Origin of the sequence: Streptomyces sp. HPF1205, assembly GCF_020400825.1 — a bacterium.
Taxonomy (GTDB): domain Bacteria; phylum Actinomycetota; class Actinomycetes; order Streptomycetales; family Streptomycetaceae; genus Actinacidiphila.
In genome coordinates this window covers 1-23,363 of record NZ_JAINVH010000005.1, presented here as the reverse complement: position 1 = coordinate 23,363, position 23,363 = coordinate 1, and the positions used below count along the sequence as shown (strand labels likewise).

Annotated in this window: 11 protein-coding genes and 1 pseudogene; 5 read left to right on the top strand and 7 right to left on the bottom strand. The window is 73.1% G+C overall.

The features are described 5' to 3' along the window. Positions 1–77: 77 nt before the first annotated feature. A complete protein-coding gene (locus tag K7G61_RS07555; protein ID WP_225845904.1) occupies positions 78–1,211 on the bottom strand; it encodes a low specificity L-threonine aldolase in 1,134 nt (377 codons plus the stop codon). A 112-nt stretch (positions 1,212–1,323) separates the two neighbouring features. Continuing rightward, on the bottom strand, positions 1,324–2,268 hold the full coding sequence (locus K7G61_RS07550) for a hypothetical protein (protein ID WP_225845903.1): 945 nt from the start codon (positions 2,266–2,268) through the stop codon (positions 1,324–1,326). A 287-nt stretch (positions 2,269–2,555) separates the two neighbouring features. Here K7G61_RS07550 and K7G61_RS07545 point away from each other — a divergent pair, with 287 nt between their 5' ends. Next, entirely contained in the window at positions 2,556–2,819 is a 264-nt protein-coding gene (locus K7G61_RS07545) for a GlsB/YeaQ/YmgE family stress response membrane protein (RefSeq protein WP_225845902.1), read from the top strand. A gap of 129 nt (positions 2,820–2,948) precedes the next feature. Here the strand turns inward: K7G61_RS07545 and K7G61_RS07540 are convergent. Further along, positions 2,949–3,461 (bottom strand): annotated as a pseudogene (locus K7G61_RS07540) (GNAT family N-acetyltransferase); the annotation flags it as partial. 258 nt (positions 3,462–3,719) lie between these two features. Between K7G61_RS07540 and K7G61_RS07535 the strand changes: the two are divergent. Both K7G61_RS07535 and K7G61_RS07530 read left to right on the top strand, forming a co-directional pair. After that, a complete protein-coding gene (locus tag K7G61_RS07535; protein WP_225845901.1) occupies positions 3,720–3,992 on the top strand; it encodes a hypothetical protein in 273 nt (90 codons plus the stop codon). A 130-nt stretch (positions 3,993–4,122) separates the two neighbouring features. Next, entirely contained in the window at positions 4,123–4,311 is a 189-nt protein-coding gene (locus K7G61_RS07530; RefSeq protein WP_225845900.1) for a hypothetical protein, read from the top strand. Positions 4,312–4,346: 35 nt separating this feature from the next. On the opposite strand, the gene K7G61_RS07525 is transcribed toward K7G61_RS07530, so the two are convergent. Next, positions 4,347–8,600, bottom strand: coding sequence for a ricin-type beta-trefoil lectin domain protein (locus tag K7G61_RS07525; protein ID WP_225845899.1), 4,254 nt, complete (start codon positions 8,598–8,600; stop codon positions 4,347–4,349). A gap of 555 nt (positions 8,601–9,155) precedes the next feature. Between K7G61_RS07525 and K7G61_RS36335 the strand changes: the two genes are divergently transcribed. Continuing rightward, a complete protein-coding gene (locus tag K7G61_RS36335) occupies positions 9,156–15,650 on the top strand; it encodes an RHS repeat-associated core domain-containing protein (protein ID WP_263984054.1) in 6,495 nt (2,164 codons plus the stop codon). 202 nt (positions 15,651–15,852) lie between these two features. On the opposite strand, the gene yicI is transcribed toward K7G61_RS36335, so the two are convergent. The 3 genes from yicI to K7G61_RS07500 all read right to left on the bottom strand — a co-directional run bounded on the left by yicI (position 15,853) and on the right by K7G61_RS07500 (position 22,834). After that, positions 15,853–18,174 (bottom strand): alpha-xylosidase, encoded by a 2,322-nt coding sequence (yicI, locus tag K7G61_RS07510; protein WP_225845898.1) that lies wholly within the window; start codon positions 18,172–18,174, stop codon positions 15,853–15,855. A 57-nt stretch (positions 18,175–18,231) separates the two neighbouring features. Beyond that, the gene (locus K7G61_RS07505; RefSeq protein WP_225845897.1) at positions 18,232–19,767 is read right to left on the bottom strand and encodes a glycoside hydrolase family 43 protein; all 1,536 of its coding nucleotides are present in this window, start codon (positions 19,765–19,767) and stop codon (positions 18,232–18,234) included. A gap of 94 nt (positions 19,768–19,861) precedes the next feature. Beyond that, positions 19,862–22,834, bottom strand: a complete 2,973-nt coding sequence (locus tag K7G61_RS07500) for a glycoside hydrolase family 3 protein (RefSeq protein WP_225845896.1) — start codon at positions 22,832–22,834, stop codon at positions 19,862–19,864. A 289-nt stretch (positions 22,835–23,123) separates the two neighbouring features. On the opposite strand from K7G61_RS07500, the gene K7G61_RS07495 reads away from it, so the two are divergent. Continuing rightward, positions 23,124–23,363 (top strand): hypothetical protein (locus tag K7G61_RS07495; RefSeq protein WP_374204081.1); only part of this gene is annotated, 240 nt, incomplete at its 3' end.

The window sequence follows — 23,363 nt, the reverse complement described above, 5'->3', positions numbered from 1 at the left end:
TCTAGTTCGGCTGTCCCCGGCCCCCCGCCGGGGGACGGCCCGGGCGAACACGGCCCGCCCGGGCGGCCGTTGGCGTCCTACCGAGCGGCTCCGTCCCGGGAAGCGGCGGCCAGTTCCAGGAAGCGCAGCCCGACCTCGGTGACCTGGTCCGCCGTCCACTCCAGCGCCGGCCCGGTCAGGCTCACCTCGGCCATCGCCAGACCGGGCGCGGCGTCGGTCCAGTACCCGACGAACCAGGTCGACTCCCGCTCGGCCAGGGCGAGGTGGGCGGTGTTCAGGGCGTGCGCGGGGTACGGGAGCCACCACTGGAACTCGTGGGTGGGCGGGACGGCGGGATGGACCCTGGCGCCGGGGAGCGCGGCCAGGGCCGGGGCGAGTACGGCGGTGTGGCGCGCGAAGGCGGGCAGTTCGGGCAGGGCGGTGTCCAGTCCGGCGAGAGCCGCGAGCGCGGCCGGCCACTGCTGGTAGAGGGTGCCGCCGTAACGGTGGCGCCAGGCCCGGGCGTAGGCGGCCAGCGCCGCGTCGCCGGCCAGCGCGGCGCCACTGATGCCGCCGAGGTCCTTGTAGAACGAGACGTAGACGCTGTCCGCGAGCGCCGCCGTCTCGGCCGGGCTCCTGCCGAAGTGGGTGGCGGTGTTCCACAGCCGGGCGCCGTCGATGTGCACCCGTGCGCCGGCGGCGCGGGCCGCCGCGGCGAGCTCGGCCAGTTCGTCCCAGCTCGGCAGCACATAGCCGGCGTCACGCAGCGGCAGTTCGATCGCCAGGGTGCCGAACCGCTCGCCGAGCGCGCCGAGTTCCGCGGGTGTCGGCTGCCGCTGCTCGGTGGTGGGCCACAGGCCGCGCAGGCCGGTGAGCTGGGTGTAGGCGTGCCGCTCGTGCCGCTCCAGGTGGCTGAGCGGGTGCAGCGCGACCGCCTGCCGGCCGGTCAGCTCGGCGCCGTGGCGCAGTGCCACCTGCTGGGCCATGGTGCCGGTGGGGAAGAAGACCGCGTCCTCCTTGCCGAGCAGCGCGGCGGTCCGCTCCTCCAGGTCGCGCACCGGGCCGTCGCCGCCGTAGAAGTCGGGCTCGGCGTCCGGGTCCGCGTAGGCCGCGAGGGCGGTGAGCCGCTCGCGAACGGTGCGGGCGCGCTCGCCGGACAGGAATCGCGTGCAGGACCTGCGGGCCGCGCGCCGTCTCGCCCGGTCGTCGGACGTGTTCTCGTCGTCGCTCATCGGGCGATTCTCGGTGCGCGCGGACCGGCCGGCCAAGGGGTTTTCCCTGCGTACCGGCCGGGCCGACCGGATCGCCCAGGACGGGATTCGGCGGCGGCCCGGCCGGCGGGTGTCACGTGTTCTGTACGGACAGGGAGGCGGAGGTGACCGTGAGCGCCACGTGGTGTGCGGCGGCGGGGTCGCGCTCCACGCCGACTTGGACGTCGGCCGAGGCGGCGGCCGTGGTCACGGCGTACCCGTCGGCCGTGCGCGGCAGCCGCAGGGCGACGGACGCGGAGGTGGCGTGCAGGTCCAGGCTCGTGGGGGCGCCGGTGAAGCCGAGGTCGGCGCTGCCCGAGAACACCGTCACGGCGGCGTGCGCGGGATGCAGCCCGAAGGTGCTGAGCCGGACGGACGAGGCGTCCACGCTCACGTCGCCGCCCAGGCCGGACAGCGTCGTCTCGCCGGAGGTCTGACGCAGCCGCAGGCCGGTGCGCGGCGGCACGGTGAGATAGAGGTCGCCCGCGCACGGCTCCTCCGTACCCGAGGCGTCCGCGCAGTGGACGGTCAGGGCGTCGGTGCCGGAGGACGGGTCGTGCGCAAGGGTGCCGCGCAGGGAGGCGAACGCCCCGTCCTGGCGGTGGAAGCTCCCGGTCACCTCGTGGGCGTCCCGGTCCGCGGTGACCTGGACGCGCCCCGACACGCCGTCGAGCACGACCAGTCCGGCGGCATCACCGGGGAAGCCGTCCGCTCCGGTGAGCCGTGCCGTCGCGGCGCCGTGGTGCGGCGCGTCCGGGTCTCCGTCGCCGCCGTCGACGGCGTGGGCGAGGAGCAGCGCCACGACGACGGCGGCGGCCAGGGCCCCGGCGATCAGCGCGGTCCGGGGCGGGCGGCGGCGCCCCGCGCCGGGAGTCGCGCCGGGCCCCGGGCCGGCGGGCGCGCCCGGTCCCGCGCCGGGGTGGCCGGAATGCCCGGGGCCGGCGTGGTCGGAGTGCTCGGCGTGGTCGGGGTGTTGGGGGGATGTGGGGGGAATGGCCGGCGGGCGCGCCGGCTTCGGCGGAACGTCTGCGTGGTCCATGCGGGTCCTCTGCCCCGGCGCGGCGGTGCCACGCCCGCCGCGTCCGGAGCCGCAGCGGGCGGCGGCCGGCGGCCGTTGACACGACGGTCCGTCCCCGGCCGCGTCGGGCCCCGGGACGCATGACGTCAGGGGCCGGACCAGCCGGAATCAGCCGGAATCAGCCGGATTCGCACACGTGTTGGCAACAGGACCGGGCACAAGGCATTTTCCGTGCGACGCAGGGCAGCCGATCGCTTGAGGCTCCCGGTTGCGGGCCTCCGACGGAGACCCCGACGAAACGAGGAATCATGGCTCTCCTGTGGGCAATCATCGCCGGTCTGGTGATCGGTCTGCTGGCACGACTCCTGCTGCCGGGGCGGCAGCCGATCCCGTTGTGGGCGACGATTCTCGTCGGCATCATCGGCGGCCTGATCGGCAACGGCCTGGCCGCGGCCTTCGGCGTGGCCGACACCAACGGCGTCGACTGGATCCGGCACGGCTTCCAGATCGGTGTGGCCGCGCTCCTCATCGCACTGGTCACACCGATGTGGGCCGGCCGGCGAAGGGTGTGACCGGGTACCGGTCCCTCATTCCGTCCGCCTGTCCCCCGCAGCGCCGTCACGACGGCTTTCCACCGCCGTGGCGGCGCTGTTCCGCGGTGCCGGCCGGGACGACCCGCCCGGACCGGCCGCGTCGTCCCGGTGAAGGCTGCGGTGCCAGCGGATCTCGCCCTCGTGCCACGAGTCGGTGGGCGAGAGCCCCGCGGCGGCGGCGACGGCCGCGGACGCGCGGTGGCGGGGGTGGACGTGGGCGACGACGGCGTGCACCCGCTGCAGGCCGAGCCAGTCGACCAGTGCCCGGGCCGCTTCGGTGGCGATGCCCCTGCCCTGCCACGGCGTTCCCACCACCCAGGCGATCTCCGCGGCGGGACCCGGGCCGCGGTGACCGACGGTCGCCTGGACCGTGCCGGTCAGGCACGCGCCGTCGCGCAGCCGGATCACCCAGTTCAGCCAGGAGACGGCCGGGTCGGGAGAGCCCGCGGTGAGGCGCTGGTAGCGCGAGCGCAGGGCCTCGGGCGTGCCGGGAGCACCGCCGGTGAAGGTGTGCAGGGCCGGATCGCGGAGCACCTCGGCCATCTCCTCGGCGTGTTCGGTACGCAGGGGCAGCAGTTCCAGCCGCTTGGTGCCGATCGCCTTGGCCTGAAGGGTGCTCACGCCGCCACCGTACCGGGGCGTCCGGCGGGCGGCCAGCGATCCGCGGGGACCGCTCGTCCGCCGCGGGCGCGCGGCCTCGGCGGGGCGCACGGGAACCGCACGCTCTCCCGGTGACGTTCCGCAGGGGGGAACCGGTCGAGGGGAACCGGTCATCATGTACGCCGCGGGGCGGATGTGGTGGGCCGGGACCGCGGCCCGCCGGCCTCCTCGCGCCGGGACCGCCCCGGACGCCCGACCGCCGATGGCAGGAGACCACCCGTGTCACATTCCGACTCCCGCGCCGTGCCGGCACCCCGCCGCGCCGCCGCTCCGGGCGCGACCGGAGCCGCGCCCGGCGGCCCGCCTCCCGGGCGGAGGCGGCGGGAGCCGCCGAACCGGGAGCCGCGCGAGCCGGCCGGCGCCCCGGTGACCGCGGCCCTGACCCGGGCCGCCGAGCTCAGCGCCTGCTGCGTGACCTCGCTCGTGGTCAGCTTCCTCCTGATGGGCTGCGTCGCCGGCCTGGCTTTCGTCGCGTACCAGGTCCTCGGCTGAGCCGTTTCGTTCGGATCATCTGATCGCTGCTTCGGGTGTGCCGTGAAGCGACGCGCAGGGGGCGCGAATCGAGCCGTTGTTGCCGGACCGGACACCCGAGCGGGGTGGGCGGTGGCGGGATCACCGCGAGGTGATCGACGCCATCGAGGTGCGAGTTCGGCGCCCGCGTTCAGTGGTGTGGCTTCTCATGAATGCGCAGATGCGCGAATCGCACGTCCCACCGCCGGATGTCCTGGTGGGCCGCGTCATCGGGAGGTACGGCACCGGCGGCGCCGTCGCGTTCGGCTGGTTCCGCTACGAGCCCGCGCTCTCCGCCTGACGGGACGACCGCCCGGCGGAGGGCCGGCGTGCGCGTCAGGCGACCCACCAGGACTGGTTCTTGCCTAGGTTGCAGGTGTAGATCTCCAACTGGGTGCCGTTGGTGGTCGAGCCGGCGGGGTCGTCGAGGCACTTGCCGGAGTTGGGGTTCCACAGCTGGCCGCTGGAGTCGAGGTGCCAGATCTGCGCGGCGGTGTCGTTGCAGGTGTAGAGCTGCACGAGGGTTCCGTCGGCGGTGCCGGACGAGGCCACGTCCAGGCACTTGGTGACGCCGGCGATCGTCACGGTGACGGTGTTGTCGGTGCCGTCGGGGTTGACCGACCAGTTCTGGGCGGCGCTGTTGTTGCACGTGTAGATCTGGATCTTGTTCTTGTCGGCGGTCTTGGAGCCCGCGTCGTCCACGCACAGCGCGCTGGACAGTCCCGAGACGATGGGGCCGACGAGCGGTACCGGCTTCCACCAGCTGTCGAGCTGGGCGGTGCTGACGTAGCGGGAGTAGAAGGCGAAGCCGCTGATCCGGCCCTTGAAGTAGCTGGCGCGGTCTTTGGTGGTGTCCCCGGGGGCGTTGAGCCAGGACTTCGTGCTGGTGCTGTGGGAGAACACCCCCGCGCCGATGAAGTTGAGCGGGTCGACGAGGCTGATGGTGCTGTTGCCCGCCATGCCGATCCGGGGCAGGTTGTCGAGGAAGAGGCCCTGGTGGTAAGCCCCGCTCCCGGCGTCGTAGGCGTTGAGGGTGGCGGTGTGCCACTGGCCGTCGTTGACCGGCTGAGGGGAGATCATCGGTGTGACGGCGCCGTTCCAGAACTGGGCGTACAACCGTCCGTCCGTGCCGATGTATATGACCGGCATGGCATTGGGGTTGGCCTTGTCCGGGGTGTCGTTGCCGGTGGAGACGAGGATGCCGTTCGTGCCGGGATCGGCACGGAAGGACAGCGTGAGGGTGAGGTCGTGCGCGGACTTCACCATGTTCTGCGGGGCGGTCAGGTATCCGGTGCCGTCCAGGTCGGCGACCGTGCCGCGGGTGGCGTCGTCGGGGAAGGTGACGCCGCCGGTGGCGGGGGCGTCGGCGCCGCCGCGTGTGTCGGGCGTGCAGACGGCGGCCGTGCAACTGTCGGTAGGCCCGCTGCTGGAGGTGAAGGGCCATTCGTGGTCGGGATCGACCGTCGCGACCGTGCTGCTGCTGCCCAGCGAGGCGGCGGACAGCGTGTAGGCGGTGGCGCTGCTTCCCGACCTGGCCCACAGCTCCACGGCGCCGGAGGCGGTGACGTCGGCGGATACCAGCGCCGGGGCCGCCGTCCACGGGGCCGCCAGCTTCGTCCAGGTGCCTCCGGCCGCGGAAGCCGTGCCGACCGGGGTGAGGGGGTCGCGGGAGGGGTTGGTGGACTCCCAGATCTCGCCGGTGGTCTTCTTCAGGGCGAACAGCACCGTGTCCCCGCCGGGCTGGGCGGCCGCCAGGGCGAAGTTGTCCCAGTCGGACGCGCCGTCCGGGGAGTCCGCGGGCCCGGCGAGAGTTTGGGCGTAGCCGTACGCGTTGGCCGTGCAGCCGCCACAGGTGGTGAAGAGGTCGAGCTGGTAGCCGTTGGCGGCGTCCCCCGCGATGCCGATCAGATCGTCGATGCCGGTGCCGGTGAGACTGGCGTTCCCCGCGGCCACCAGGACGACCGGGTCGTCGCCGTCGCCGTTGAGGGTGTAGTCGGCGAACTGGCCCGCCGGAAGGGTGCGCTGGCTGCCCGAGTACGGGTCGAGCGGGAGTTTGTCGCCGTTGCCGTCCAGCACGCTGCTCACCCCGGCATGGACGCCCGCCGGGTAGTAGGCGAGGACGTCCTGGACGTGGTTGCCGGTGAAGTCGCCGTGCAAGACCTGGGCGCCGAGCCAGTCGGCGGGCGAGCCGGCGGTGTTGACCGCGGTGCCGGCCGCACCGATGTCCACGGGGACGTCGAGGTGCCCGGCTCCGTCCCCGGTGGCCAGCCACAGACCCGGGTTCGTCCCTGTGCCGACGGTGAGCAGGTCAGGATGGGAGTCGCCGTCGATGTCGCCGTCCGCGTAACGGGTGGCCGGCCCGGTGACGGTGAAGTCGGCGGAGGCCGAGTTGCCCGGATTGCCGCCGGAGGAGACGGAGAAGACCGTCAGGGTGTTGGGCCCGGCGTGGGTCAGGGGGATCTTCACCGTCTGCGGGCCGCCGGTGGCGGTCACGCTCAGCGGCGGGCTGGAGTTGACCTGGTAGGTGTAGTGGTTGGGGGCGGTCCCGGTGCAGGCGGTGGGCGGGTCGGCGAGCGCGCCGGCACAGGGGGCGAAGGTGAAGGTGGCGCTCTGCCCCAGCGCGCCGGCGTCGCCCGCCGTATCGGTGCTGACGGCGACACCCGGGGCGGGGGGCTGCGTCGGGTCGTAGGTGAAGTTGCAGGGGCTGCCGGCCGATCCGACACCGGCGGCGGGACTGTAGAGCTTCCCGTCGCTGCTGCGTACGTACCAGGAGTACGCGTAGGCCTTCGTGGCGCCGTCGGAGTGCCACCCCTGGATCTGGGAGCGGCGCAGAGTCAGCCGCACGACCGTGCCGGAGCTGGAGGTCAGCGCGGTGGCGGCGGTCTTCGCGTCGCCGGAGTCGTAGACCGTCGTGCCGCCGTAGTTCTTGACGACGAACTCGGTGCCGAGCTGGCCGCCGTCGGGGTCGGCGGACACGACGTCGAAGGTGACGTCGTCGTTGCCGACCACGGCAGCCGACGGGGCGCCGGTCTGACAGGGCCCGCCGGGGGACACCGCGGGGTGGGAGGGCAGGGTGGGCGCCCGGTCGTAGGTGGTCGACATCGTCAGCGTCGAGGCGTGGATCTGCTTCCAGGCGTCCTTGTCCGACTCCGAGGCCGCGGCGATCCCGAAGGTGAGGCTGGAGACCCCCTGCGCGTGGCCCAGCATGAAGGAGGTGATCGGGAAGCCGACGTTCTGGCCGTCACAGGCGGCGGGGTACTGGGTGTTGATCTTCTGCTTCCACGCAGGCGGGTTGTTCCAGGTGGTGGACGACGAGATGCCGCCCGTCCACCACAGTTCGAGCCCCGGATTCGGCGCCGACGAACAGGAGGAGTACGGGCCGTGGTAGACGGTCAGGTCGAGTTCCGAGGAGTAGATCTGGGCGCCCTGCAACTGCGAGGGCACGCTCATCCGTACGTACGACTCGGCGGTGAAGGTGGGCACGCAGGTGTCCCAGCCGCAGTAGCCGTTCTGGAGGTTGCTCGGCTTCCAGTGGGCCGCGGACTTGTTGATGGTGTCGGTCTGCGCCCACGCCTGCCGCGACGAGCCGGCGTTCTGCGTGACCCACGTGGGGTCGATGTATACCGGGTAGACGGTGGCGGGGTCCGTCAGCAGACCCGTGTCCGGGCGCAGGCTGATCGTTCCCGACCTCGGGTGCCGACCCGTTCCGGGTGCCGGCCGGCCGGCCGCCGCGCCGGTCTCCGGCGCGGCGGTGGCCTCGACCGGCGCGGTGTGTGCGCCCGGTCCCGGGGAGGTGACGGTGGAGACGGCGGCCGGGCTCGCGCCCGCCGGCCGGACGGTGGCCGCCGTGGTCGCCGAGTCCCACATCGTCGGCCGGGTCGCGGTGAAGACGGGCTCGCCCTTGCCGGTGGCCGCGGCCCTCAGCCCGCCACCGGTGTCCGCGGTGACCGTCAGGTCGCTGCTCGTGGCCTCCATGGTCAGCCGGGCGAGCGCGGGATCGGCCGCCGCGGCGCGGTTCTTGACCACAAGGGTGTCGCTGAAGCCGCCCTGCGCGTCGGCGGTGACCACCAGGTCCACCCCGGGCAGGACCGCGGGGTAGGTGGCGGTCGCGCCCGAGACCACGGGGCCGGGCAGCGGGGTGGGCCAGGACAGGGCGAGTACGTGGCCGGTCGCCGACATGGTCGCCAGCGGACCGGTGCCGCCTCCGGAGAGCACCAGCCCGGTCGTCGACACGTTCGGGGACAGCGAGCGGTCCGCGTTGACGTGCAGGGTCGCGTCCAGGTCCCGCCAGGAGCCGTCCTGCCAGGCCCGGACCGGTGCGGCGCTCTGGGTGAGGGTGAGGGTGCCTGCCGGGTCGGCGACCGTCGTCGAGGTGGGTGTGGTCAGGGCGTCCACCCGTACGCTGCGCCCGGTCGCCTTCGCCGTGCGCAGCGCCCGGTCCTCCGCCTGTTCGGCCCGCTCGGCAGGCGTCGGTGCCGTCTGAGCACCGGACCGGTCGGCGGCTGCCGTCCCTTGGGCGGACCGGGGCGTGCCGGCCGGCCCGGCGGCCGACGCAGCGGTGGCGCCCAGGGCGAGGGCGCACGCGGTCATCACCGCGATCAGGGCGCCCGTCTTCCCCCTGGGGCCCGGGATCGGTCGGCGGCGGGGCGGTGTGCGCGACAAGGTGATCCCTTCGACGGCTTGGCGGGAGAACCGGTGAAGCGGCCGTGGGCGGCATGCCGGCGGCCGGGGAATCGCATCCCGCATCACAAGTCGGAATGACACGTTCCGTCCATATAGCGCCACTGTGACCATCGCCACAACGACCGGAACAGCGGTGCCATAGCTGGTCAACAGCCGTCATATGAAAGGTAAAGAATCCTTTGCTGTGGCCGTGCTGTCCCGGCCGCGGGCACCCGTGGAACAGTCCGGCGCCAGACGCTAGTTGCCGGATCACGCCCGGTCGGGCGGCGGACAACGGGGGGCAGCGCCGTGTTCGGTGCGAACGCCAGGTACAGGGGGAAATACAGGGGGAAGCGGGCCCGGGCAGTCCGGGTGCTGCGCCCGTACGGACTTCCGGTTCTCGTCGCCTTGTCGGTGACGGCGTCGTCGTTGATCTCCGTGCCCGTGGCCGCTGCGGCCCCCGCCGCACCCGCGGCGCCGCACATGCCCGCCACGCCGGCGGCGCACGGAGTCAGCCCGGCACACTACGCCCTGCCCCGCAAGCCGCACGACGACGCCGCCGCGAACGCGGACACCCGGCGGTGGCGGCTGCCGTCAGGGGGATCGGGACTCGCGGACCTGGCGGCGCCGCGGTCCGCCGCCGGCCAGGCCCCCGGCACCGTGTCCGCGCCCGGCACCCCGGTCTGGGTGCGGCGCGCACCCGCCGGGCGCGCCGCGGGCCACGGACCTGCCCAGGTCGCGGTCACCGTCGCCGACCGGGCCACGGCCGCCGCCGCGGGCGTGGACGGGGTTGTGTTCACCGCCGCGGAGAAAGGCGGCACCGGTCCGGTCACCCTGGGCGTCGACTACCGGCGGTTCGCCGGGGCCCTCGGGGGGAACTACGGCTCCCGGTTACGCCTGGTCGCCCTGCCTGCGTGCGCCCTGACCACCCCCGGGCTCGCGTCCTGCCGCACCAGGACCCCGCTGCCCGGCTCCCGCAACGACGTGCGGCGGCAGTCGGTGTACGCGACGCTGGACCCCGTGGGCGTCCCGGCAGCGGGCACCGCCGTACTCGCGGCCACCACCACGGGCCCGGCGGACGGCGGCAACGACGGGGGCAGCCCCGCCGGCACCTACGGCGCGACGACCCTGAGCGCCTCGTCGTCGTGGAGCGGAGGCGGCTCGGCCGGCTCGTTCACCTACTCCTACCCGATCGACGTGCCGCCCGCGGCTTCCGACCTGGTGCCGTCCGTCGGCCTGGCCTACGACTCCGGCAGCGTCGACGGCCAGACGGCGGCCTCGCAGGCGCAGGCGAACTGGCTGGGCGACGGCTGGTCCACACCGCGCTCGTACATCGAGCAGTCGTTCGCATCGTGCTCCGACTCGCCGGAAGGGACGCCGGCGCCCAAGGCAACGGCGGACCGGTGTTACGACGGCCCGGTGCTGACGATGTCGCTGAACGGCTCCGTCACCTCGCTGGTGTGGGACGCGGACAGCAGGACGTACACACCGGCGGACGACAACGGCGAGGTCGTCAGGCACGTCACCGGCTCCGGCAACGGCTCGGGCACGCACGACGCCGACTACTGGGAGGTCACCGACCGGACGGGCACGGTCTTCTCCTTCGGCCGCAACCGGCTGCCCGGCTGGACCACCGGCAGTCCGGCCACCAACTCCGTGGACTCCGAGCCGGTCTACTCCGCGCACTCCGGCGACCCCTGCTACAACGCCACCTGGTCGTCGTCGTGGTGCACGATGGCCTACCGGTGGAATCTCGACTACGTCAAGGACACCGACGGCAACGCCATGGCGTATTACTACAAGCAGGACACCAACGCCTATGCCCGCGACGCCGACACCAGCGGCTCGACCGTGCCGAAGGCCAACTCGGTCTACGTGCGGGACTCGCACCTGGACCGTATCGACTACGGATTCACCGACGGCAACGCGTACACCGCCAACGGCGGCCACGCCCCGGAACAGGTCGTCCTCACCACCGGCGACCGGTGTCTGACCGGCACCTGCTCCCCGCTCGACAAGACCAACGCCGCGAACTGGCCCGACGTGCCCTACGACCTGAACTGCACGAGCGGAGCCGACTGCTATGTGACCTCCCCGTCGTACTGGTCGAGCGTCCGTCTCACCGGGATCAGGACGCAGGTCTGGAACGGTACGGCCTACGCAGCAGTCGACTCCTGGGCCTTCACCCAGACCCTCCCCGCGACCGGCGACGGCACATCGCCGACGCTGTGGCTGTCGAAGATCGTCCACACCGGCTCCGACACCACCGCGGGCGGCGCCGTCGTCACCCTGCCGCCCGTGACGTTCACCGCCAAGGAGATGGCCAACCGGCTGGACACCGTCACCGACGGACTGCCCGCCCTGGCCCGGATGCGGATCTCGTCGGTCACCAGCGAGACCGGCGCGGTGACCGGGGTGAACTACACCCTCACCGATCCCTGCGACCCCGGCGCGAAACCGGCCCCGGCCACCAACACCTCCTCGTGCTACCCGGTGTACTGGACGCCCAAGGACAACGCCGCCCAACTGCTGGACTGGTTCAACAAGTACCAGGTCAGCTCGGTCACCCAAGCCGACCCCACGGGCGGCGCCCCGACGCTGGCCACCAGCTACGCCTATCTCGGCGGCGGCGCCTGGCACTACGACGACAACGAACTCGTCAAGGCCGAGTACCGCACCTACGGCCAGTGGCGCGGCTTCGGACGCGTGCAGACCTTCACCGGCCAGGGCGCCGACGCCCGCACGAAGACCGAGGACGTCTACTACCGCGGGATGTCGAAGGACAACAGCACCACCGCCGTCACCCTGACCGACTCCCAGGGCGGCACCCACGAGGACATCGACCAACTCGCGGGCGACACTCTCGAATCCACCACCTACGACTACGACGGCGGCCCGGTCACCGGCTCGACCGTCAACTCCTACTGGGTGTCGGCCCCCACCGCGACACGGACCCGCAAGGGCCTGCCCGCGCTCACCGCCAACGCGACCGCGCAGGTCGAGGAATGGACCCGCCAGGCCCTCACCGACGGCACCACCACCACGTGGCGGAAGACGGAGACCGACACCAGCAACGACACGGACACCTCCTCACCCACCTTCGGCCTGCCCCTGGTCGTCTACGACCACGGAGACCTGTCCCGCACCGACCAGCCGCAGTGCGCGGTCACCACGTACGCACCCGCCGCCGGCGCCAACCTCACCGGTCTGCCCGCCGAGGTGGAGACCGACTCCGTCGCCTGCGGCGGGCAGAACCCCGGCGGCGCGAGCGCCCCCACCGCCGCGCAGACCAACGCGCTGACCGCGCCGACCGGTCTGACCCGGCCGGACGACGTGGTCTCCGACGTGCGCACGTACTACGACAACCCGACGCTGGCGGCCACCTGGCCCCAGCCGGCGAGCCCGGCCTGGCCGCAGGCCGCCCCCACCAGGGGCCACCCCTCCGTGACGCGCACCGCCGACGGCTACTCCGCGGGCGCGTACACCTTCCGCACCGACTCCGCACAGGTCTACGACGCGTACGGTCGCCCGACCGACTCCTACGACGCCCTCGGGCACAAGACCCACATCTCGTACACGATGGCGAACGGCCTGACCACCGAGGAGACCTCGGCCAACCCGCTCGGACAGGTCACCGCGACCGGCTACGACCCGCAGCGCGGCCTGCCCGTCTCGCAGACCGACCCCAACGGCATCACCACCACGGTCCACTACGACGGCCTCGGCCGGAGGACCGCGGTGTGGGGCTACGGCCGCGGCACCGCCCTGCCGGCCGACCGCACCTTCGACTACCAGGTCAGCCGCACCGCCCCCACCGTCGTGACCACCCACACGATGAACGACGCACAGGGCTACGCCACCTCCACCACCGTCTACGACGCCCTGCTGCGGCCCCGCCAGACCCAGAACCCCACCCCCCAGGGCGGCCGACTCGTCTCCGACACCTTCTACGACACCCGCGGCTGGACCTGGAAGACGAACAACTCCTGGTGGGACGCCACCGCACCGCCCGGAACCGGCCTCGTCACGGTCCCCGACTCCCAGGTGGCCGACCAGGACGTCACCTCCTTCGACGGCGCCGGACGCCCCGTGCTGGTCACCTCCTACGACGACTCCCAGGTCGTGTCCGGGACCGCGACCTCGTACGACGGCGCTGCGACCGGCGGCGGCGACGAGTCCGTCACCGTACCCCTCGACGCGTCGGGCCGGCCCTACGACGGAGCCACCGCCAAGGAGACCGTCACCGACGCCCTGGGCCGCACCGCCGAGGTCAGGGACTACACCACCGCCCCGACCGTGACCGTCACCACCAGCGGCGCCACCGCCCCGGTCACCACCGTGAACATCAGCGGCGGATCCACCACAGCCGCCAACGGCAGACCCCAGGCGATCCAGTACCTCTTCGACGCGGCCGGCAACCAGAGCGACGTGAAGAACCTCGCCACCGGCGACGACTGGCACACCGACCACAACCTGCTGGGCCAGGCCACCACCAAGCGCGACCCCGACGCCGGGACCTCCACCGTCGCCTACGACGCGGCCGGCAACGTCATCCAGACCACCGACGCCCGCGGCAGGACGCTCTCCTTCACCTATGACGCGCTGAACCGCAAGACCGGACAGTACGCCGCACCCGTCGCCGGCCAGGCCCCCGCCAACCAGGTGGCCTCCTGGGTCTACGACAACTCCGACAACGCCGTCCCCGGCATGTCCGACCCGATGGGCAAGCTGACCTCCGCCACCTCGTACGTCGCGGGCAGCGGGCCGGGCGGGCAGGCCTACACCGACCAGATCCGCGGCTTCAACGCCTGGGGCGAGCCCATCGGGGAGACCGTCACCATCCCGTCCGGCGAGGGCGCACTCGCCGGCTCGTACACCTTCACCCACCTCTACACATCCGGCACCGGACTGCCCTGGCGCGACGTCTACCCCGCCACCGGGTCCCTCCCCGCCGAGACCGTCACCCACGGCTACTCCACCGCACTCGACGTCCCCGACGGGCTGGCCGGGCTCGCCAACTACACCGTCGCCACCACCTGGAACGCCTACGGGCGGATCGGCCGGACCGAACTCGGCAGCACCAGCGCCCACGCGGACATCACCAACACCTACGACCCGCACACCGGAGCGCTGACCGACACGAAGACCGCCGACACCGCGCTGTCGTCCACCCCCATCGACCACACCTCGTACGCGTACGACCCGGCGGGCAACCCGGTCAGGCAGACCGAGACCCGCGAGGGAACGACGAGCGAGACCCAGTGTTTCCGGTACGACGCCCTGGACCGGCTGACGCAGGCCTGGACCGCCACGGACACCTGCCAGGCCGACCCCGCAGGCAACAACGGCTCCACCGTCGGCTCCGGCATCACCGGCGCCGCGTACTGGACGAACTGGGCCTTCAACCCGCTCGGGCAGCGCACCCGGCAGACCGACCACGGTCTGTCCGGCACCGCGGACACCGTCACCACCTACACCTACGACGGCAACGGCGCCGGCCAGCCCCACACCCTCACGGGCACCTCGACCACCGGCCCGTCCGGCACCGCCACCGCGAGCTACGGCTACGACAAGAACGGCGAGACCACCTCCCGCTCCGCCGGCCAGGGCGCCCAGACCCTCACCTGGGACGACCTCGGCCGCCTGACCGCCGTCACCGGCAGCACCGGCGGCGACTCGGCCTACGTCTACGGCGCCGACGGCGGGCTGCTGCTGCAGAAGGACCCCGGCACCACCACGCTCTACCTGCCGGGCGAGCAGATCGCCCTGGACACCGGCACCTCCGCGATCACCGGCACCCGCTTCTACGACCTGCCGGGCGGCGGCGAAGCCGTCCGTACGGGCGGCGGCACCGCCTACGCCTTCGAGGTCGGCGACCAGCAGGGCACCGCCACGCTCACCCTGACCGCGGACCTCGCCACCCCCACCTGGCGCCAGCAGACCCCGTACGGCGCACCGCGCGGCACGGCCCCGGCCGGCTGGCCGGACAACCACGCCTTCCTCGGCAAACCCGCGGACACCGCCACCGGCCTCACGGCGGTCGGCGCCCGCTGGTACGACCCGGCCACCGGCACCTTCGCCTCGCTGGACCCGCTCTTCGAGGAGACCGATGCCCAGCAGCAGGCGGGCTACAACTACGCCGGCTCCAACCCGGTCACCCACAGCGACCCCAGCGGCCTGACCCACTGCGACGTGGGCGTGTGCCCCACCCCCTGGCAGTCCGTCCACGGGCCGAACTACTGCGAGACCCACCACTGCGGGAGCGGCCCCAGGCACGGCAGGTACAACGGGCCCGCCTGGCAGGACCCGGACCTCAACCGCTACAGCGGCAACCCCACCAACAGGCACCGCTACAGCCCGTCGCGGTACGCGGGCGACGAGCGCTACTGGAGCAGGCGCCGGGCCGAGGCCGAGCGCCGCGAGCAGGCCATCGTCCGGGCCCGCATCAAGGCCGAGAAGGAGGGCGCCCGCCGCGCGAACATGCTCAACCTGATCATCCAGGCCCAGCACGCGGCCACCCAGGCCCTTCAGGCGGGCAAGCAGGACGGCGGACTGTCCCTCAAACGGGGCTGGAACAGCAAGTTCAACCTCATACGGTACTTCACCATCGGCTACTGCGCCGGGGGCTCGGCGGGGTTCGGATACGGCGTGGAAGCGACGGGCTGCGTGGTGCTGGCAGGCGGCCACCCGGGCGTCACATTCTCCATCGGCAACGGTGTCTCGACGCCGCAGGCGGGAGTCAACGGAGGCGTTCTCCTCAGCAACGCGCGCAGCATCAAGGAGATGAGCGGCCCATCCCAGTATTTCGGCGACTCGGCGGGGGAGGGCCCTGAGCTCGGATACAACGTCTCCCGCAGCAAGGGCGAGCACAATCGCCCCATAGCCACCGGCTACCTCTTCGGCGGAGGGGGACCACCGGAAGCTCCGCCGGTCAGCGTGAGCATCGGCGAAGGGGAGACCTGGTCCTGGGGGTTCTGACCCTGCCTCGCGACCGCGACAGCCCCTCTGTTGGTTTGCACACACACCGGGTATGCGGGGCCGCGGCGGTCCCACTCCTCGGGTGACCGGCCATGGTGAGCTTCCAGACGCGACGGGCCTGGCGCTCCTCGGCATACGGGCAGGCCGGCGGGTGGTCGGCCGCGCGGGGCGGCCCGCCCGATCGGGCGGGCCCGCCCCGTCCTCAGCGGAGCGGTACGGTCAGCCGGGGCGTGCCCGCCGGGCAGGCGTACAGGGCGCCCAGGGGGTGGGTGTCCGCGGTGACCGGCGGCTGCGCCGCGGCCGGCTCGGCGTTCGTCAGCAGCACGTTCCAGGGCCGCTCGCTGTCGGTCTCGACGACGATCGCGTCACCGGAGCGCCGGGTGGTGAAGGTGACGTCCGGGCCGCTGCCGTCCGGCGCGGGCACGGTCGTCACGCGCACCGACTCGTCGGCGGGCTCGTACACGCGCAAGGTGACGCCGTCGGCCCAGTCGTACACCGGTGTGTCGTCGTGGGAGCCGTAGGGGACCACCGCGCCTGGCCTGGCCAGCAGCGGCAGCGTGTCGAAGCCGTGCGTCTCCCGCTGCCAGCCGGGGCCCTGGACGTGCGCGCCGGTCAGGACGTTGGTCCAGGTGCCGGCGGGCACGTAGTACTCGACCGTGCCGTCGTCGGTCAGCACCGGGGCGACCAGCAGGTCGTCGCCGAGCATGTACTGCCGGTCCAGCGGCCGGCAGGCGGGGTCGTCGGGGAACTCCAGCGGCATGGCGCGCATCACGGGGGTGCCCGCCTCGTGCGCCTGCCGCGCGGCACCGAACAGGTACGGCATCAGCCGGTGCTTGAGCCGGGTGAAGGCGCGGGTGACGGCGACGGCCTCCTCGCCGTAGTCCCACGGCACGCGGTAGGACTTGCTGCCGTGCAGCCTGCTGTGCGAGGACAGCAGGCCGAACTGCACCCAGCGCTTGAAGACCTCGGGTGTGGGGGTGCCCTCGAAGCCGCCGATGTCGTGGCTCCAGAAGCCGAAGCCGGACATGCCCAGCGACAGTCCGCCGCGCAGCGACTCGGTCATCGCCTCGAAGGTCGACTCGCAGTCGCCACCCCAGTGCACGGGCATCCGCTGGCCGCCGACGGTCGCCGAGCGGGCGAAGACGGCCGCCTCCCCCTCGCCCCTGACCTCCCGCAGCAGGTCGAAGACCGTCTCGTTGTACAACTGCGTGTAGTAGTTGTGCATGCGCTGCGGGTCGGAGCCGTCGTGCCAGCGCACGTCGACCGGGATGCGCTCGCCGAAGTCCGTCTTGAAGCAGTCCACGCCCTGGTCGAGCAGCGTCCGCAGCTTCCCGGCGAACCACGCCCTGGCCTCGGGGTTGGTGAAGTCCACCAGGCCCATGCCGGCCTGCCACAGGTCCCACTGCCACACGCTGCCGTCGGGCCGGCGCACCAGGTAGCCGTGCCGCGCGCCCTCGGCGAACAGCTCCGACTTCTGGGCGATGTACGGGTTGATCCACACGCACACCCGCAGGCCCCGCTCCTTGAGCCGGGCCAGCAGCCCCTCCGGGTCCGGGAAGACGTCCGGGTCCCAGGTGAAGTCGCTCCACCGGTAGGCGCGCATCCAGAAGCAGTCGAAGTGGAAGACGCTCAGCGGGATCTCGGCGTCGGCCATGCCGTCGACGAAGCGCATGACCGTCGCCTCGTCGTACTGCGTGGTGAACGACGTCGACAGCCACAGGCCGAAGGACCAGGCGGGCGGCAGCGCCGGGCGGCCGGTCAGGGCGGTGTAGCGGCGCAGCACCTCCTTGGGGCCGGGGCCGTGCACCACGTAGAACTCGACGCTCTGGTCCTCGACGCTGAACTGGACCTTGCCCACCAGTTCGGAGCCCACCTCGTACGACACCCGGCCCGGGTGGTTGACGAGGACGCCGTAGCCGCGGCTGCTCAGGTGGAACGGGACGTTCTTGTAGGCCTGTTCGCTGCTGGTGCCGCCGTCCTCCTGCCAGATGTCGACGCTCTGGCCGTTCTTGACGAACGGGGTGAAGCGCTCGCCGAGCCCGTAGACGTGCTCGCCGACACCGAGGGAGAGCCGGCCGACCATGAAGTGCCGGTTCTCGGCGTCGGTCACGAAGCCCAGGCTGCGCTCGTCCAGGCTGGTGAGGGTCCGCCCGTCGGCAGCGAACTCCAGCCGCCAGGGCCGCTCGGTGTCGATCCGCAGCGTCAGCTCGCCCGAGGTGAGCTCCAGCGCCGAGTCCTTGCGGATCGCGGTGCCGTGGCCCTCACCGCCGGCCAGTGCGAACGACGGGCTCTTGGGGCCGTCGCCCGCGTGGTGGGTGGCCCGCACGCCGATCACGCCCTCGGCCGGTGACCAGCATTCGACGGTGACCAGCGGGGCGTTGAGGGTGTCGCCCCTGTGGCGCACCGGCTTGACGGCCGCGGACAGCGTGATCCGGTCGTCGGCGACCTCGGCGTCGGCCACGTCGGCCGCGAAGTGCGCGGTGACGCCGGGACGCAGCAGCCAGTAGCCGTCGGTGAACTTCATCGTGGTTACGTTCCGTTCCGTTCGTCAGGAGGAGGTCCTGTGGGTTCGCGCGTCCGTTCAGGCGGGGCGCAGTTCGAACCAGTCGAAGGCGGCGCTGCCCCCGGTGGCGTACATGCCGAGGACCCGGCCGGTGAACCCGCCGGCGACCTCGGTGGTCAGGTAGCGGCCGTCGAGTTCGGCGAGGACGCGGAAGTCGCCGTCGGGTGTCTCGTATCCGAGGCGGAGGGTGTCGGGGCCGCCGGCGCGCAGGCCGGCCGGGACGGCCTCGTCCGGGCCGGTACGGGAGGTGATCGTGGGCGGCAGGACGCCGGTGGTGGTGACGTCGATCCGCAGGGTCACCGGCCCGGCGGGCACGGGGTGTTCGGCGACCACCGAGGACAGCGGTCCGATACGGGCCACCGCGCGGACCGTGCCGCCGCCCGTCTCCACCTGGTAGTGGTGCGCCTCGTCCAGGCGCGCCACGAGTCCGCCGCGTCCGCCTTCGGAGACGTCGGCCAGTGTGCGCGCGCTGCAGTCGGGGTCGCGCTGGCGCCGTCCGACGAAGGTCGCGCCCGGCCTGTCGAGGCTGTCGCCGCGGGCGTGCAGCACCAGGTGGCCCGGCCGCTCGTCGAGGCGCACCGCTTCGGGGTCGGGCCGGCGCAGCTGCACCCAGCAGGGGGCGAGTGTCCCGGCATCGAAGTCGTCCCTGGCCGGTTCGGCCGGCCAGGGGTGCGGGGTCAGCGCGGGCGCCTGCGCGCGCAGCTCCAGCGGCCCGGGCACCGGCCACTCGTCCTCCCACCGCACCGGCGCGAGGAACGTCTCCCGGCCCAGCCCGTGGTAAAGCGGCGTGTCGCCGCGCGGCCTGGTGCCCAGCAGGACCATCCACCAAGTGCCGTCGTGGGCCTGCACCATGTCGCCGTGGCCGGTGTTCTGGATGGGGTGGTCGGTGCTGCGGTGGGACAGCACCGGGTTCGCCGGGTGGGGTTCGAAGGGGCCGGGCAGCGTACGGGCCCTGGCCACCGACAGCGCGTGCCCGCGTTCGGTGCCGCCCTCCGACAGCAGCAGGTACCACCATCCGCCGAACCGGTACAGGTGCGGGCCCTCCGGGTACTGCAGGCCGGTGCCCGACCACACCGCGACCGGCTCCCCCAGCAGCTTCCCGGTGTGCGGGTCGATGCGCACGGCGCGGATCCCGCCGTGGGAGTACAGGCACCAGCAGGTGCCGTCCTCGTCCCAGGCCAGGTCGGGGTCGATGCCGGGTACGCCGACCGGCACCGGGTCCGACCACGGGCCCGCCGGGTCCCGCGCCGTCACCAGGAAGGTGCCCGTCTCGCCCACCACGGTAGTGATCATCCAGAACCGGCCGTCGTGGTACCGCAGCGTCGGCGCGAACACCCCGGCGGAGGCGGGCACTTCGTCGGTCAGCTCCAGTTGCCCGGGCCGGTCCAGGGCGTGCCCGATCAGCCGCCAGTGCACCAGGTCCCGGCTGTGCCACAGCGGGACGCCGGGGACGTACTCGAAGCTGGAGGTCGCCACGTAGTAGTCCTCGCCGGCCCGGCAGATGCTCGGGTCCGGGCTGAAGCCGGGGATCACGGGGTTGTCGAAGAAGGTCATGTCCGTCCTGGGGAGTGTGCGGGCCGGGCGTGCGGGCGGGGCGGCCCGCGCGGGCCGGGAGCCGCGTCGGGCCGGGAGCCGCGTCGGGCCGCCGTCAGGCCGTGAAGGCGAAGGAGGCCAGGCGCAGTTCGCCGGTCAGCGTCAGGTGGAGGTTGTGGACACCGCCGACCTCGGTGACCAGGGCGGTGGTGACGGTCGTCCAGGAGTACCGGCCGCCGGTGCCGGGCACGTCCAGGGCGGCCAGCAGCGTGCCGCCGGACCCCACGGCGTCCGCCCACACCTCCAGGCGCGCCTCGCCGTCCGCGCCGGTACGGGAGACCTCGGCGCTCAGCCGGCGGGCACCGGTCAGGTCCAGGCCGCGGTAGGTCAGGCCGGCGGGCGCGCCGGGGTCGGCGGGGGTGACGGCGTCGCCGCGGGTGGGATCGGCGTCGGTCAGGGTGACGCCGGTCCAGTCGTCGAAGGCGGTGGCCGGGACGGGACCCGCGAGGACGGAACGCGGGGCCGGGTCCTGGCCGGTGACGGCCAGTTCGGCGGTGGCGGTGATGTCGCCGGCGGAACGCGCGGTCAGGACCTGGTACGCGCCGGGGTGGACGGTGAAGGCGTCCTCGGCGACGGACCAGTGCGCGAGCGCCTCGGCCGCGTCGAGGGTGAACTCGACGTCCTCGCTCGCGCCGGGGGCGAGCCGGACCTTGCGGTAGGCGGCGAGCTTGAGCAGCGGCGCCTCGTAGCGGGCGCCGAGGGCGCGCACGTACAGCTGGACGGTCTCGGTGCCGGGGCGGTCGCCGGTGTTGGTGACGGTCACGGTTGCGGTGACCGTGCCGTCGGCGGTGGTCCGCGCGGAGCTCAGGCGCAGGCCGGTGTGCTCGAAGCGGGTGTAGGACAGGCCGTGGCCGAAGGGGTAGAGGGGCCGGTCGCGGTGGTACTGGTAGGTCCAGCCGGCCTTGATGATGTCGTAGTCGAGGCGCTCGGGCAGGACGTCGTCGGCCCGGTACCAGGTCTGCGGCAGCCGGCCCGCCGGATCGGCGTCGCCGAGCAGCACGCGGGCCAGGCCGTTGCCGGTCTCCTGGCCGCCGTGGCTGGTCCACACCACCGCGGGCAGGTGCTGGTCGGCCCAGTCCACCGCGTACGGGTAGCTGCTCATCACCACCAGCACCGTTTCCGGGCGGACCGCGGCGACCGCTTGCAGCAGCCGTTCCTGCGCCGGGGGCAGGGTGATCCCGGCCCGGTCCTGCGCCTCGCGGCCGTTGATGTGCGGGTCGTTGCCCAGGACGACGACCACCGCGTCGGCGGCCTCGGCGGCGGCCAGGGCCTCGGCGGTGCCGTCGCGGACCACGGTACGGGCGAACGGCTCGGCCGCCGCCGGCTCGTCGGCGGTGACGGTGACCGCGCCGGTGGCCGGGTCGAGGGCCGCGTAACGGCCGGTGAGGACGGAGCGCAGGAGCAGCGTGCCGTCGGGCCGCGGTTCCAGGCGGAACGTCTCGTGGACGTCCCAGCCGCCGGGCTGCGCGCGGTCGGCGGTCAGGGTGCCGTCCTCGTCGTTGAGCCCGGCGTAGCGGCCGGTGCGCACGTTGCGCAGGGTCAGCACGCCGAGGTCCCAGTCGAAGACGTCGAACAGCGCGGCCTCGTCGGTCAGGTCGGTCCCGCCGGTCCCGTCCGGCCCCTCGGTTCCGCCGGGCGCCGCGACCGTCAGCAGGCCCGCGTCACCGGTGGCGGTGAGCAGGCCGCCCGTCGTGGTGGCGCGCAGCGCGATCCGGTCCACGCCCTCGGCCGTCGTGACGGTGCCGCCCCGGGCCGCGACCGCCTCCGCCAGCCCGGCCGCGGCCGTGACCGAGTACGGCTGGGTGCCGCTGTACCAGTCCTCGAACAGCACCTTCGCCAGCGGCCCGACCACCGCGACCCGGCCCGTTCCGGCCAGCGGCAGCAGCCCGGAGTCGTTCCTGAGCAGCACGATCGACTCCGTCGCCGCCCGCAGGGCCAGCGCGCGGTGCGCCGGGCTGTCGACCACGTCCCAGCCGATGCCCGCGTACGGGTCCAGGTCCGGGTCGAACTCGCCCAGCCGGAAGCGCAGTTCGAGCTGACGGCGGACCGCCTTCTCGACGTCCGCGGGGTCGAGCAGGCCGCGCTCCAGGGCCTGTGTGATGCGGGTGATGGTGACCGCGCTGTCCTCGCCGTGGTCGGTGAAGCTGTCGATGCCGGCCTTCAGCGCGGCCGCGTGCGAGGCGGCGTGGTCGTCGAAGTAGTGCTCCGGGTCGACCAGGTTGGAGGGCGCCTCGGCGTCGCTGACCACGAACAGCTCGTTCCCGGTGGGCGCGGCCCAGCGCCGCAGCTCGTCCTCGATGAGCGGACTGACGTGGCAGGGGCGGCCGTTGACCAGGTTGTACGCGGCCATCACCCCGCTGGCCGCGCCGGAGGCGATCGGCGCCCGGAAGGCCGCCAGGTCGTACTCGTGCAGCACCCGCGGCCTGACCCCCGAGGACGTGACGCACCGGTCGTCCTCGTTGTTGTAGGCCAGGAAGTGCTTGAGCACCGGCGCCGCCCGCAGGTAGCGCGGGTCGTCCCCGGCCATCCCGCGGCAGAAGGCGTCGGCCAGGCGCGCGGTGAGCAGCGGATCCTCCGCGTACCCCTCCTCGTTGCGGCCCCAGCGCGGGTCGCGCAGCAGGTTCACCACCGGCGCCCACGCCTGCAGGCTGATCCGGCCCTCGCCCGACGCCGGCGCCCGGTGGTGGTGGAATGCCCGCAGTTCTACGGCGGTCGCGGTGCCGACCTCGTGCACCAGTTCCTCGTCCCACGTGGCTCCCAGGCCCACGGCCTGCGGGAACGTGGTGGCCGCGCCCAGCCAGGCCACCCCGTGCAGCGCCTCGGAACCGGTGCGGAAGGCGCCGACGCCCAGCCGCGGCACGGCGGGCGAGTACTGGTGCAGCATCGCCACCTTCTCGGCCAGGGTCAGGCGCGACAGCAGGTCCGCCACGCGTTCGCCCACCGGCAGCGCGGGATCGCGGAACGGCGGCTCCTCGGGCAGCGCGGGCCCGTCGGAGGGCAGCTCGGCGGGCACGGAGGCGGTACTCACAGCGGCAAACCCCTTGCACGGTTCGGCAGTCGGCGACGGCCGGCGGTGACCGTACGCGGCAGGGCCGAGCCGGGGCCGCGCGGCCAGGATCGTTGAATCGCTTCGAAGCTGACATGCGAGCCGCCCCGATGTCAACAGCCGATCACTGGAGCGCAGGCAGGGCAAGATCGAGCAGCCATAAATGTCTTGCGCGAACTCTTGTCGAAGCGGTAGCCGGTCGCTAGTGTCGCCGCAGCATTGAAGCGCTTCGACAGGATCGGGCAGGAAACCGACTGGAGGCGGGCCCGTCATGGCCATGGAGCTGAACCGCAGAGCGCTCGTCCGAGCAAGCGTCGCGGTCGCCGGTACGGCAGCGCCGTCCGCACTGCTGAGCGCCTGCGGTGGAGGCGGCAAGGCAGCCAAGGCCGTCACGTTCCAGAGCTTCGGCTACGCGCAGAAGTTCTGCGTCACCGACGGCAAGCCGGTCCTCAAGTACGAGATCAAGGACGTCTCGCACGGCATCAAGCTGGTCTCGGCCTTCCAGGACGCA